Source organism: Caballeronia sp. (assembly GCF_028292365.1).
Lineage (GTDB): Bacteria > Pseudomonadota > Gammaproteobacteria > Burkholderiales > Burkholderiaceae > Caballeronia.
Map to the genome: position 1 here is coordinate 1 of NZ_JAQGMM010000480.1, position 13,432 is coordinate 13,432.

Consider the following 13,432-nt stretch of genomic DNA (forward strand, 5'->3'; position numbering starts at 1 on the left):
GTGACGCCCTTGCTCACGAAAAGCGTCACTTTCCACACCAGGAACACCGTCAGCGCGAGGACGATGATCGCCCACGCGATATCGCCGGCACGGGATGGATTGCGAGACTTGCTGCGCGCCCCCGGTGTTGACCCCGCCAACGCGCCCATCGGGAATTTCGGCAAACGGCCTTGCAGCGAAGGCAGCTTCAGCGGAACGCGCGCCATCTTGCCGATCATCCAGCCCGCCGGCACCAGCAACTGGTGAATCAGGCGCGTGCGGCGAATCAGATCGAGCAGCCACGACTCCGGCACGTTGCCCGAACTCGTGTTTTCCATGCGGAATTTGTCGGCCCAGGCAACCAGCGGACGGAACATGAGCTGATCGTAAGCCAGGATCACAATCGTCATGGCCAGGATCACCCAGCCGATCGCGCCGAGATTGCGCTCGCCGATCGCCGTCGCCAGATAAGCGCCGATACCCGGCAGCACGATAGTGCGGTTGCCAACCACGATAGCTTCGGAGGCGACCACGAAGAACCAGCCGCCCGACATCGACATCATCATGTTCCAGATGAGGCCAGGCATGGAGAACGGCACTTCGAGCTTCCAGAAGCGCTGCCAGTTGGTCAGGTGAAAACCGCGCGAGACTTCATCGAGATCGCGCGGCACGGTGCGCAGCGACTGATAGAAGCTGAACGTCATGTTCCACGCCTGGCTCGTAAAAATGGCGAAGATTGCCGCCAGCTCGGCGCCGAACACGCGGCCCGGGAACAACGCGAGAAAAAACGTGACCGTGAACGAGATATAACCGAGCACGGGCACCGACTGGAGAATGTCCAGGATCGGCACGAGCACGACTGACGCGCGCCGGCTCTTCGCCGCCAGAGTGCCGTAGATCAGTGTGAAGACCAGCGACGCCACCATGGCCGCCAGCATGCGCAACGTAGTTCGCAGCGCGTATTCGGGCAGGTTCGCCGGGTCGAGCGAGATAGCCTGGGTTTGCAGCGTCGACATGGGCGCCATCGTCTCGTGAAAGCCGACCACGGTGAGCGCGAGCACGCAGATAATCAGCGGGAACGCGACGAAGTCCCATCGATTAGGCAACAGGCGCAACGCCGAAGCGTTCGCCGTTCGAGTCAGGTTAAAGCCAAAATCCATTCCACGCCCTTTCCCGTTGAGGCTCGTTGCAGCAGGCTTTTCGTCGCGCGAGGCAACGTCCGGCGGCTGTGTCCTTGCCTGTGTTCTTGCCTGTGTTCTTGCTTGTGTTCTTGCTTCCCAGGCAGATACTCCGCCCTTCCCCATCCACCACGCAGCGCAGTTCTGCGCGTTCCGGGCAGGACCCGGCGCAGGGTTCCGGTGCCATTGCACGCTCGCCCTCGCCGACACACTACTTGACCATTTCAGAAACGCACGACACTACACCAACCTTTGTTTCACGCACAACCTCAGTTGACGGGTCTGTTGCGTGTTTTCTGAAGCCCCCGCCCACAACACCGCCCACGAGCTAAACGGCTAACCCTTGGGCGATGGTGGACATGCCGTTCAGAATCGCACGCTCGCGCCGATAACAACTTGATGGCCGGGAGAAAACGTCGTCCAATCGAGGCGCAGAGGCGTAAGGGCGTGGGCCGAATGAGTGAACCGGAGCGAACCTGGGCAACAACGGATTGCGGGACGCTCGACGGGCGAACGAACAAAAGCATGAAGTACGGTTGACGCCGATTCCGGTCTTCACCAAGGACACTTGGGCGAACTACCGATGTACGCGCTGCTGCGCCCGGTAAGATGCTCACATGTCGGTAAAACACTCATAACATGCTCGTTGCGCGGGTTGTGTCACAGGCCCGCGCCACAGTCAGACAGGCCAGAGGATCGATGAACAAGACAACCTTTCACCGCGCCATCGCGACGCTCGCCTTCGCGTTGCTCGCATGCGTGTGCTGGGTTGCCGCCGGGATGGTGTCGGAGCGAATGGTACAGCAAGAACTGACCACGTCGGTACGCGTGGAGCAGCAAATGGCTGCGTCTATCGTCGACAATACCGCGCAGATCATTGCCAGCGACCTCGCCATGTCCCGGGCGATCCCGGCCACTATCGCCGAGATGGACATGATCCAGCTGGCGCTCGCCCAATCCCACAGTTCCGCCGATGAAATCCGGCAAGCCGAACCCGAGCGGCGAGCAAAGTGGCTCGCTACGCCGGCGCTCGCCAAACTCGACAACTTCCTACGCAACGCCCGAGGCTTCACGGGCCTCGATTACGTATGGGTCGTCAATAGCGATGGATTTTGCGTGGCGTCGAGCAATGGTCTTGACTCGAACAGCTTCGTTGGCACCGACATGCGCATGCGCGGTTATATCCAGAAAGCGCTGCTCGGTGCGTTCAACGAGACTTACGGGGTCGGCAGAACGAGCGGCGATCCCGGCATTTTCATCGCCACGCCGGTGTATCGCGACGGCTTCCTGGTGGGCGCGGTGATCGCGAAAGTCAGTGTCGACCGCTTGCGGCACTGGGTATCGCGTGCAGGCACGTTCGTCACCGACAGCAATGGCGTAATCGTCATGGCTCACGAAAGCCAGCTCGAAAACCGTGTGCTGCCGGATTCACCCGTGCTGCGGATGTCGCGGGCGCAGCGGCTGGATGCGTATCGGCGGGTCGATTTCCGTACGCTGCAGCTGACCAACATTGGAGAACGCGTGCGTGCGGACGCGCCCTGGCTGCCGCTTTCGCTCGCGCGCTCGTTTTTCTCCGCCGGCGACAGCAGCCTGCCCTCTCTCTACGACGAACGCACCGGTCTGAACTCGGGGCTTGCAGCACATATTGTCCATCCGCTGCCGAACTGGGCGGAAATTGTGAGCAATCAACGTCGCGACAGGCTGCTGGTTTTCCTGACGGCGCTCGGCGTGAGCCTGCTGGCGATTGTGATCACCGTGTCATACCTGCGCGAACGGCGCTTGCACCGGGCCACGCGCCATCTCGCCAACCAGTTGCAGTCGGCCAATGCGCTGCTGTCTGCCGAAGCCCGCCACGACGCGTTGACCGGCGCGCTGTCACGCCGTTATTTCCTCGATATTTTGCGCCGCGAAGTCGATCTGGCCCGCTCGGGAGGCGTGCCGCTGTCAGTTGCAATCGCCGATCTTGACCACTTCAAGCAGGTGAACGACCGTTTCGGCCACGCGACTGGCGACCGCGCGCTCGAGCATTTCGTGCGGATGTGCGAGGAGCAACTGCGCGCGAGCGACGGTGTCGGGCGCTTGGGCGGGGAGGAATTCGGCCTGCTGCTGCCCCATACTGCGCTCGCCGATGCCCACACGGTTCTCGAACGCCTGCGCAAGCGCTTCAACCAGGAGCATTGCGCCTATCTCCCCGACGACACCATGCTGAGCGTCAGCATTGGCATCACGGAACTGAGCGATGGCGACACCGCTGAAAACCTGCTCAAGCGCGCGGATCTGGCGTTGTATGCGGCGAAATCGGGAGGGCGTGACCGAAGCGAAGTGCGCCCGGCCGATACGCGGCCACCCATGCCACGGCATCCTGAAACGGCCTGACACGGAGTTAAAACGGCAATTTGGCGGGACGTTGGCTGAAAGGCGGGGTGCGGCGGCGGCACGACAGCAGGTATTATCGATCTTCGAGTTCGATATCTGCCGTTATCAAGAATCAGGAGGGGTGAATGAAGGGAAATCTGGTCATTGTCTGCCGCGATCAGGACGCTGAAGCATTCGATCACTTGCTGGCCGAGTATGGTGCGTTCCAGACGCGACTCTCTTCGACTGCCTGGTATTTGCGTCTCGATGTCGCGCCTGAAGTGATCCAGGAGGAAATCCTGGCGCGGTTCGGCAAATACACCACGCACTATATTTTCGAGGCCGCGACCGTGACCTACAACACGGTGGATAGCGAGGCGGCTTCCGCGCTCAATACCTTGTTCGATTAGCGGTTTCGCTTAGGCGTCAGGCTTGGGATCGGCCTGCGGGTTTTGACCGCGAGGTTTCGGCCACGCCCTTTAACCACTCCGCCCGAGGACGCCAAGCCCCGGGATGGAGAATCACACAATCACATCATGCGGGCTTCATGCAGCACGTCGCCATGTAACATCTCGGCCGAGCGCGCCACCACGTCAAAAGGAAAGGTCATCACGACCTGCAGGCCGCCTTCGGGGCGATTGCCAATTTCACAATCACCGCCCGCCCGCCGCACCAGCCGTTCAACTATTGCCAGTCCCAGCCCGCTGTGGCCACTGCCGCCGCGCGCCGGATCAAGCCTGACGAACGGCCGGCTCGCCTTAACCAGATCGTGTGCCGCAATCCCTTTGCCGCTGTCCATGACACGCAAAATCCAGCCATTCGTCCCGCGCAACGTTTCGATCACAATGGGCGGTGCGCCGTACGCGTGAGCGTTATCGAGCAGGTTCGACAGCAAGCGGTCAAGTGTCGCAGCAGGCAATGCGAAATCCCGCCCCGCCGTCAGCCGGGTCTGCACAGACGGCGCTCCCACGTTCACCGCGCGATAACTGCGCGCAATGCGCTCGCACTGCTGATCAACTTCGGCGGGCTCGCTACGATCGGCGCCGTCGTGTGCGAACACAAGAAACTGGTCGACGATATGCGCCATGGAATCCACGTCGCGCACCACGCCATCCCGCACTTTCGCTTCATCCATCATTTCAGCGCGCAGGCGCAAACGCGCAAGCGGCGTCTTGAGATCGTGGGCGACCCCCGCCAGCATGACCGCGCGATCGCTTTCCGTCTGCTCCACTTCGCGCACCATCTGGTTGAACCCATGGGTCAACTGCCGCAACTCGCGCGGACCGCGTTCCGGAACCGGCGGAGTAGGCTCGCCCCGGCCGAAGCGCCCGACCGCCTGCGCCAGCGAACGCAACGGCGTCTGTAATTGCCACGCGGCAAACAGCGCAGCCATCACGGCGGTAGAGAAAATAATCGCGAGCCAAAGCAACATGCGGTCGCGCGAACGCGGCGGACGCAAGGGCTGCACCGGCACGACAATCCAGCTGGCATCCTTCGCGCCTCGCACCCACAGGCGTGGCGGGCCGCCCGGCTCACCGATGCGGACGTCGGTGCCGTCCGGCAGCCGATCCCGCAAGTCGTCGATAAACCGGCCGAACGGCGGCGGCACGCGGCTGGAATCGGCGTCGGTAAAGGGTTTGGGAACGTCAGGACTGTTGGGCTCGACCACCCGCACGCTCGAAGGCAGCGGCTGATCGGGCGAATTCGCGATGTGCTGGCGCACGGCGTCGACCAGGAACGCGGCCTCTTCTACCGCGTAGCGGGTTTGCGTCTGGTCCCGCTCGAGCCGGATAACCGCGAACCAGGCGACGTGCGACAACACGAGCACGCCAATGACCAGGACAACCAGCCGGCCGAACAGTGAATCAATGGGCCGACGCATTTTGCTCGCCGTCCGGCACGAACACATAACCGCGTCCGCGCACAGTCTGTATGAAGCGCGGCGTGGACGGATCGGTTTCGAGGATCCGGCGCAGACGCCACACCTGGACGTCGATACCCCGGTCGGTGCCGTCGTATTCCGGACCGTGCAGCAATTCGAGCAGGCGCTCGCGCGTCAGCGTGCGCATGGGGTGGTTGACGAAAATCTTCAGCAATGCGAACTCGCTGCCCGACAGCGTAAGCGGCGTTTCGTCCTGATGCAGCGTGCGCGACTGGAAGTCGAGCCGGAAACGTCCGAATGAAAACGGTTCACGCTGCTCGGGCGCCGCCGACGGAATCGTGCGGCGCCGGCGCAACACCGCCTGCACGCGCGCCAGCAATTCGCGCGGGTTGAACGGCTTGCCGAGATAGTCGTCAGCACCGAGTTCCAATCCGACGATGCGATCCACGTCGTCCGCGCGCGCCGTCAGCATGATCACGGGGATGTCGTCACCCGACGCGCGGAGCTTGCGCAACGCGGTCAGTCCGTCTACACCCGGCATCATCAGGTCGAGCACGATCAGGTCCGGGCGCTCGCGTTCGAGGCGCCGTTCGAGTGTGCCCGCGTCATGCAGCACCGATACCTCGATGCCTTGCCGGACCAGGTAGTCGCGCAAAAGATCGCGCAGTTCGGAGTCGTCGTCGACGACAAGTATTTGAGTAGCCATGCGACGCAGTTTAACGCCTGCGCGGGGCCTCCATGTTGCGAAGACAGCGGAAACGTTTACTGGGTGTTACGACGAAAGGGGAAAGTAAACCCGCGTAATAACGCGGCCACCGCTCGTAACACGCGCGTAGCTGCGACTGTCTACGCTGTGCCTTACCGAAGGCGCGACCACCGAAACGGCGCAGCCAGATCGGCTCTGGAAATCAAAAAAGGAGTAGACCATGTTGAAGCAGTCCCGATTCCTCGCCATCACCGCCGCTGCGCTCGCCCTGTCGATCGGCGCGGTCAATGCCGCCAGCGCTGCCACGCCCGACGCGCCGCCGCCCGGCGGGCCGGCCATGATGGGCGGTCATGGCGGCCCGGGCGGGCATCATGGAGGAATGCGGATGAAGAAAGAGCTGGACAAGTTGCATGGCCAGCTCAATCTCAACGCAGACCAGGAAAAAGCGTGGCAAGCCGCGCTCAGCACCATGAAGCAGAATCACGAGGCCATGCGTGAAAGCCACAAGCAGATGCGTGCACAAATGGCATCAATGAAGCAGCAGCCCATTCTCGACCTGAACGCCATGTACGCGGCGCATCAGAAGATCGAGCAGCAGAATGCCCAGTTGCGCGACCAGACGAGCGCCGCGTGGCTGAACTTCTATAACACGCTGAACGACCAGCAGAAGACCACGGTCAGCACGGCACTCAAGCAGCGCTTCGCAAGAATGGAAGCAATGCGGGAAAAGATGCATGAGCGCTGGAGTCAGCATCGCGGCACGCACGGTGCGCCGGCAGGGGCGTCTGCCGTCAATCCGTGAGCATTGCTTAAGCTTGACGCCCGGGGCGGTGATTAAGGCGGGATAGGCCGCCGGTTCAACCGCCTTGCGCCGGACAAGCCGTTCCAGTCAACGCTGGAACGGCTTTTTTCGCATTGGCGGCATGGGACGTTACGTTCAACGCAGAAACGACGGCCGACATAATTGATCGATACAAGCCGGTTCCGTGTTGGTCCGGCAGACACGCAGCGCGGCGTCATCAAGGCACCTCCCGGGAAATACAGGGCACACAAACAACGCAAAAGGCCGCGGAAACTGCTTCCGCGGCCTTTTGTCGTTTTCCCAATTGAAACCGGGAGAACCAGCCAGTAACGGTTTTTCGGCCGTCTATGTCCGCCTAAACCCCACCCGTTTAAACCCCTTGAACCCGTTTACGCCAGGTCGAACAGGATCACTTCAGCGCCGGCACCTTGTTCCAGCGTGACCTTCGACACCCCTTCCAGCTTCGCGGCGTCGCCGGCTACGAGCGCTTCACCGTTCACCGAAATCGCGCCCCGCGCCACATGGACATACACGCGGCGCCCCGCCGGTACGTCGAATTCGGCGCGTTCATCACCGTCGAAAAGACCTGCGTAGACTTCGGCGTCGGCACCCAGCTTCACCGCGCCGTCGCGGCCCTCCGGCGAGGCGATCACCCGCAACCGGCCACGCTTTTCAGCATCGTCGAAACGCTTTTCCTCGTAGCCCGGCGCATTGCCCTCAGCGTCCGGGATGATCCAGATCTGCAGGAAATGCGCGGTTTCACTGGCCGAGCCATTGAACTCGCTATGGCGCACGCCAGTGCCCGCGCTCATGCGCTGGACATCGCCAGGACGGATGGTCGAGCCGTTGCCCATGCTGTCCTTATGCGACAGCGCGCCTTCGAGCACATAGCTGATGATTTCCATGTCGCGATGGCCGTGAGTCCCGAAGCCCTGGCCACCGGCCACGCGGTCTTCGTTGATTACCCGCAGCGCGCCAAAATGCACGTGCTCCGGGTCGTTGTAGCCGGCGAAAGAAAAGCTGTGATACGAATCGAGCCAGCCATGGTTAGCGTGGCCGCGTTCATTGGCGCGTCGAATTTCAAACATATCGAACTCCCGGTGATATTGCGATGGAGAGAATGTAAGGGCGCAGGCCGCCCTAAACAATCGCCCGCGCGGACACCACACCGTTCTGAAAATGCATGCAATCGCGACAATGCACGGGCTTGGCCGGTGGACTTTGCCCGAAGCGTCAGGGCAAGGAAAGCCTGAGCGGTACCCCGGGCGCACCGGCCGGCTTCGGGTAGAATACCCGCCTTTTCAAGGGTCAACGGGCGCCGGAGATATCGACGCCACGCCGCGAAAGCCGTGCCGGGAAAGCCGCATGATGCGTCGGAGAACTCCCGCCGCGGACTTCAGCCAAGGTCACGATTTTTCGGCTGAAAGGCCTTTGTGGACAAAACGCACCAATTTTGGACACCTAGAATAAGCACCGCCGGAGATGGTCAGTTAGCGGCAATGCACGGCAATGCATCTGGGCACGGTCGAGCGGCGATGGCCGGGCGCGACCAGCGGTTTGTCGACGATGAGGAACAAATACAGGGATACAGGCAGATAGAAGCAGACCGGCAGCCAGGCGGCTGACGGCGGGTGTAGATAAGCCAGGAACCAAGCAACGCGAGAGGCCCAGGTTCACCGAACACCCGAAGCAGGCCGCCAGACAGCGGTTATGCGAATTCAGGCAAAAAAAAGCGCGGCTGAACAGGCAACAGCGAAAAAAGCGAACGCTACGGCACGCGCGCACGTCATCAAGGAATCACCATGTTTCTGCAAGGCTACGGGCCGCTTATCCTCTCGGGCACATGGCAAACCGTCAAGCTGGCGGTCTTGTCGCTCGTGTTCGCATTCGTGATCGGCCTCCTCGGGGCGGCGGCGAAACTGTCGAGAAACCGCATTTCTTCGGGTGTCGGCACGGTCTACACCACGCTCGTGCGCGGCGTTCCCGACCTCGTCCTGATGCTGCTCCTGTTCTACAGCATCCAGATCTGGCTGAATCACCTCACGGATTTCCTGGGCTGGGATCAGATCGATATCGATCCGTTCGTGGCCGGTGTCATCGTGCTCGGGTTCATCTATGGCGCGTATTTCACCGAGACTTTCCGCGGCGCATTTCTCTCAGTGCCGCGCGGTCAGCTTGAAGCGGGCGCGGCTTACGGCATGACGCCGTGGCAAACCTTCTCGCGAATCATGTTTCCGCAAATGATGCGTTTCGCGCTGCCGGGCATCGGCAACAACTGGCAGGTGATGGTGAAAGCGACCGCGCTGGTATCGATCATCGGTCTGGCCGACGTGGTCAAGGCCGCCCAGGACGCCGGCAAGGGCACGTTGCGATTCTTCTTTTTCACGCTGCTCGCGGGCGCGGTGTATCTCGTGATCACCACGGTGTCGAATCTCGTGCTGATGTGGCTTGAACGGCGGTACTCGTCGGGCGTGCGCAAGGCCGATCTCTAAGCTATGAAAACCATGACAAACATGAGAAGCCAAAACCGGTCGCAGCCGGCACGCGACGCTTGTGCGCCAAGCGCCCTCGCCTGAAGAAAATTACAGCGAACCCAGACACTACCAGGCAACCCCAGGTCACCCCACGCGGCGGAATCCATGCTCGAAATCATCCAGGAATACTGGCGCAACTATTTGTTCACCGACGGTTATCGCATCACCGGCCTCGCCATCACCATGTGGCTGCTGGTTGTATCGATCGTGCTCGGCTTCTGCCTGTCGATCCCGTTGTCGGTTGCGCGGGTATCGAAGAACAAGTTCTTGTCGCGCGGCGTCTGGGTCTACACCTACATCTTTCGCGGCACGCCGCTCTACGTGCAACTGCTGCTCTGCTACACGGGCCTCTACAGCCTGCAAGTGGTCCGCGACCATGTACTGCTCAACCAGTTTTTCCGCGATGGCATGCACTGCACGCTGCTCGCGTTCACATTGAATACCTGCGCTTACACCACGGAAATCTTCGCCGGCGCGATCCGGGCGACGCCCTACGGTGAGATCGAAGCAGCGCGCGCATACGGGATGTCGTCGTTCACGCTCTACCGGCGCGTGATCCTGCCGTCGGCGCTACGCCGGGCGCTCCCCTACTACAGCAACGAAGTGATCCTGATGCTGCATGCAACCACCGTCGCGTTCACCGCCACCGTACCGGACATCCTCAAGATTGCCCGCGACGTGAATTCCGCTACTTATCAGTCGTTCCAGGCGTTCGGCATTGCCGCTGTGCTTTATCTCTGCATTTCGTTCGCGCTCGTGTGGTTGTTTCGCCGTGCCGAATACCGCTGGCTTGCCTATTTGCGGCCCCAGGGTAAATGAGTCTTAAGGAATGGGAAACGGAAACAGGAACGGGATCGGCACATCATGAACACACCGGCAAGCAAGCTTTTCGTCGATAACCTGCACAAGCAGTACGGCGACAACGAAGTCCTGAAGGGCGTCTCGCTAAGGGCGAAAGCCGGCGATGTGATTAGCATCATCGGCTCGTCTGGATCGGGCAAGAGCACGATGCTTCGCTGCATCAACTTCCTGGAACAGCCGAATCAGGGCCGGATTTTCGTCGATGGCGAGGAAATCCGTACGCTCAAGGACAAGTACGGCGCGTTGAAGGTGGCTGAACCGAAACAGTTGCAACGCATGCGTACGCGCCTTTCCATGGTGTTCCAGCACTTCAACCTGTGGTCGCACCTGAGCGTGCTGGAAAACGTGATGGAGGCGCCGCTGAAGGTGCTGGGGTTATCGAAACAGGAAGCGCTCGACCGCGCGCGCACCTATCTCGAGAAAGTGGGACTCGCGCCGCGGCTGGAGCAGCAGTATCCGTCGCATCTGTCCGGCGGCCAGCAGCAGCGCGTGGCGATCGCGCGGGCGCTGGCCATGCACCCTGACGTCATGCTCTTCGATGAACCGACCTCGGCGCTCGATCCCGAACTGGTCGGCGAAGTGCTGAAGGTGATGCAGACGCTAGCCGAGGAAGGCCGCACGATGATCGTGGTGACACACGAAATGGCATTCGCACGCAATGTGTCGAATCACGTCGTATTCCTGCATCAGGGACGGATAGAAGAAGAAGGACATCCCGACGCTGTTTTCGGCAACGCTCGAAGCGAGCGACTCAGGCAATTTCTGTCGGGCAGCCTGAAGTAAAACTACAGACACGCCCCGCTGCAAATCTGAAAGCGCCCCGAGGGGCGCTTTTTTAGTTGATAAATCTAAACAGATGACCGTTTTTAAGTCGCCGGTGCATTAACCCCACACGCATCGTCCGTCAATAGAGGCAATCCATAGCGTTAAGGGTCAAGATCGCTGACAGCCCTATGCAGAAAGGCTTTCAGCCCGATACGGAGAGCTTTTTACAAATGTGCAACACATCAATCATTGCATTTTCGAGACAGAAAATGGGTTGATAACAATTTTCTTGGCGGCACAAAGGTAATTTGCTAAATTAGTAATCAAAGTACGGAAACGAAGTTCATTAAAAGTAGTTTTACTTCAAAAAGAACTGAGGAGACACCGATCCCAAGGGTCGGTTGTGACGCAAGGGGCCATTCAACGGGCATACCGGACGTCACGGACACCGGTCCTTCGCGTGTCATCCCTCTAAATAGTTTCCGGTTCGGTGCGCTGGCACCGAACCAACACCGCCGCTTTTGGGCTTCTATTTTTGACAGGGTTGGAGGAGATGATGAAGAAAGCTTTGCTCGCGGCTTCGCTGCTGACGGTCGGCGTTGCGGCTCACGCTCAAAGTAGCGTGACGCTCTACGGCCGGCTCGATGCCGGTCTCGAATACATGTCGGGCGCGCCTACAAGTAATGGCTCCAAGGGTCCTGGCGTCACTACTGGCAGCTCAAATCGTTTCCGTGCAGAAAGCGGTGACTGGGGTACCAGCCTGTGGGGCTTGAAGGGCGTTGAAGATCTGGGTGGCGGCAACAAGGCTGTGTTCCAGTTGGAAGGCAGCTTCAACACCATGACAGGTCAAGGCCCGGGCAACAACGGTCTCTTCAATCGTTGGGCGACAGTTGGTATCGCCAACGACCAGTTCGGTACCCTCTTGCTGGGTCGTGAACTGTTCATCGCGAACGGCGTGTGGGACTTCGATCCGTTCGGTCAGTCGAACTGGTCGTCGGCGTCGCTGGTGCGTGGCCGCAACTGGCCGCAATCGAGCAACAACGTGTCGTACCAGTCGCCGAAGATCGCTGGCTTTGACGTGTACGGCCAGTACGCCTTCTCGAACACGACGGGCTTCAACGGTAGCGGCGGCAACCCGGCAGCACCAGGAACAGGTCGTGAAGGCGGTCTGCAAGTGACCTACACGAACTCGCTGTTCCAGATCCGTGGCCTGTACGACGAGATCCGCAACAACGTGAACGGTGGTCTGGGCGATACGGCCGCAGGTTCGCCGAATGGTCCGTTCAACTACGGTCGCGAATACTTCGCCGGCATCAACGTGTTCCTCGGCCAGTTCAAGATTCAGGCCGTGTATCAAGCGACGCGTACTTCGGGTGAAACCAATGTACCTATCGGCACGCCGACGACGACTGATCAGGAATGGGGCGGTGTGACGTGGCAAGCTACGCCGGCTGCAGCTTTGATCGCGGCGGTGTATCACGTCAATGCGAACAACGGTGCGGGCAACGCCAACATCTACACGGTCGGCGGTTCGTACAACCTGTCGAAGCGTACGTTGCTGGACATCCAGGTTGCAACGGCACGTAACAGCAAGAGCGCTAACTTTGGTTTGAACGCGAACGCTGCGGGTAACACGGTTTCGACCGATAACCCACTGCCGGGTCATAACCAGACCGGCGTGTACGCAGGCATCCAGCACTCGTTCTAAGCCGAACGAATCAGCCGGAGCAAGGACGACAGAGAGAGAGTCATAAGGTTTTCACGCTGCTGCGAGAGGCGCGTATCGGTGCGGTGTCCGAAAGGGCATCGCACCGTTTTTTATTTGTTGGCACCGGTGGACGCGAGGGTTGGTTTGGCGCTTTTGGTTTTGGTCTTTTATTTCGGATTGCTTGTTATCTGGCGATGTCTGCAGCCTATGTTCGTTGTTCTTCTGGATGGGGTTTTGGTGGTGAGTTTGCGCCGGGTTGCCAGGTTCCTGCGTTAGCGGTCTGAGTCATTGCCGGGTTGCTGCTTTCCGGGTTTGTGGCCTGCTCGAGTTGGCTATTCTCTTTATCACCATTAGCCACTGCGCGTGGCAGCGCGTCATTTCTTGGTCCTTAGCGACAAAGAAACGAAGCAAAGAAAACGCTTTCACCGCTCTACCCTAAGTGTCCACAGCGTGCAGTTTTTATTCATAGGTGCCCCAAAAGCACGGTGCTCGCCAGAGCTACCGATGTGTGAAACCCTCCTTCTCGCGAATCCTGACACGAACACGCTTCGCCCCGTACGCTCTCGGGCAAGCACCAGTGCCCTACGGACCAGCACGGCCTCACGCGCTTTTGAGGCTTTGTTTCTTGTTAGGTTGGTTGAGTGGTTCGTCGTGCGTCCAAA

At 60.2% G+C, this 13,432-nt stretch carries 11 protein-coding genes; 7 read left to right on the forward strand and 4 right to left on the reverse strand.

The window, feature by feature from the left end; translation table 11 throughout:
• A partial coding sequence (locus JWR14_RS27850; RefSeq protein WP_299715265.1) for an ABC transporter permease subunit occupies positions 1-1,139 on the reverse strand: 1,139 nt, incomplete at its 3' end.
• A 717-nt stretch (positions 1,140-1,856) separates the two neighbouring features.
• Between JWR14_RS27850 and JWR14_RS27855 the strand changes: the two genes are divergently transcribed.
• Both JWR14_RS27855 and JWR14_RS27860 read left to right on the forward strand, forming a co-directional pair.
• Positions 1,857-3,533, forward strand: coding sequence for a sensor domain-containing diguanylate cyclase (locus JWR14_RS27855; RefSeq protein ID WP_299715268.1), 1,677 nt, complete (start codon positions 1,857-1,859; stop codon positions 3,531-3,533).
• Between the two features lie 125 nt (positions 3,534-3,658).
• Positions 3,659-3,922 carry a hypothetical protein gene (locus tag JWR14_RS27860; RefSeq protein WP_050381213.1) on the forward strand — a complete coding sequence of 88 codons (264 nt, stop codon included), beginning with the start codon at positions 3,659-3,661 and terminating at the stop codon, positions 3,920-3,922.
• 119 nt (positions 3,923-4,041) lie between these two features.
• On the opposite strand, the gene JWR14_RS27865 is transcribed toward JWR14_RS27860, so the two are convergent.
• Positions 4,042-5,394, reverse strand: a complete 1,353-nt coding sequence (locus JWR14_RS27865) for an ATP-binding protein (RefSeq protein WP_299715278.1) — start codon at positions 5,392-5,394, stop codon at positions 4,042-4,044.
• Positions 5,378-6,100: a response regulator gene (locus JWR14_RS27870; RefSeq protein WP_031362548.1), complete on the reverse strand. Its 723-nt coding sequence runs from the start codon at positions 6,098-6,100 to the stop codon at positions 5,378-5,380. The genes JWR14_RS27865 and JWR14_RS27870 overlap by 17 nt, the downstream gene beginning before the upstream one ends.
• 220 nt (positions 6,101-6,320) lie before the next feature.
• Between JWR14_RS27870 and JWR14_RS27875 the strand changes: the two genes are divergently transcribed.
• The gene (locus JWR14_RS27875) at positions 6,321-6,902 is read left to right on the forward strand and encodes a periplasmic heavy metal sensor (RefSeq protein ID WP_299715287.1); all 582 of its coding nucleotides are present in this window, start codon (positions 6,321-6,323) and stop codon (positions 6,900-6,902) included.
• A 389-nt stretch (positions 6,903-7,291) separates the two neighbouring features.
• Here the strand turns inward: JWR14_RS27875 and JWR14_RS27880 are convergent, their stop codons facing one another.
• Positions 7,292-7,990 (reverse strand): pirin family protein, encoded by a 699-nt coding sequence (locus JWR14_RS27880; protein ID WP_299715290.1) that lies wholly within the window; start codon positions 7,988-7,990, stop codon positions 7,292-7,294.
• A gap of 714 nt (positions 7,991-8,704) precedes the next feature.
• Here JWR14_RS27880 and hisQ point away from each other — a divergent pair.
• The 4 genes from hisQ to JWR14_RS27900 all read left to right on the forward strand — a co-directional run bounded on the left by hisQ (position 8,705) and on the right by JWR14_RS27900 (position 12,770).
• Entirely contained in the window at positions 8,705-9,394 is a 690-nt protein-coding gene (gene hisQ, locus JWR14_RS27885; protein ID WP_299715293.1) for a histidine ABC transporter permease HisQ, read from the forward strand.
• A gap of 147 nt (positions 9,395-9,541) precedes the next feature.
• Positions 9,542-10,255 (forward strand): ABC transporter permease, encoded by a 714-nt coding sequence (locus JWR14_RS27890; RefSeq protein ID WP_158936503.1) that lies wholly within the window; start codon positions 9,542-9,544, stop codon positions 10,253-10,255.
• A gap of 45 nt (positions 10,256-10,300) precedes the next feature.
• Positions 10,301-11,080, forward strand: coding sequence for an ATP-binding cassette domain-containing protein (locus tag JWR14_RS27895; protein WP_299715299.1), 780 nt, complete (start codon positions 10,301-10,303; stop codon positions 11,078-11,080).
• 538 nt (positions 11,081-11,618) lie between these two features.
• Positions 11,619-12,770, forward strand: coding sequence for a porin (locus JWR14_RS27900; protein ID WP_299715302.1), 1,152 nt, complete (start codon positions 11,619-11,621; stop codon positions 12,768-12,770).
• Positions 12,771-13,432 lie beyond the last annotated feature (662 nt).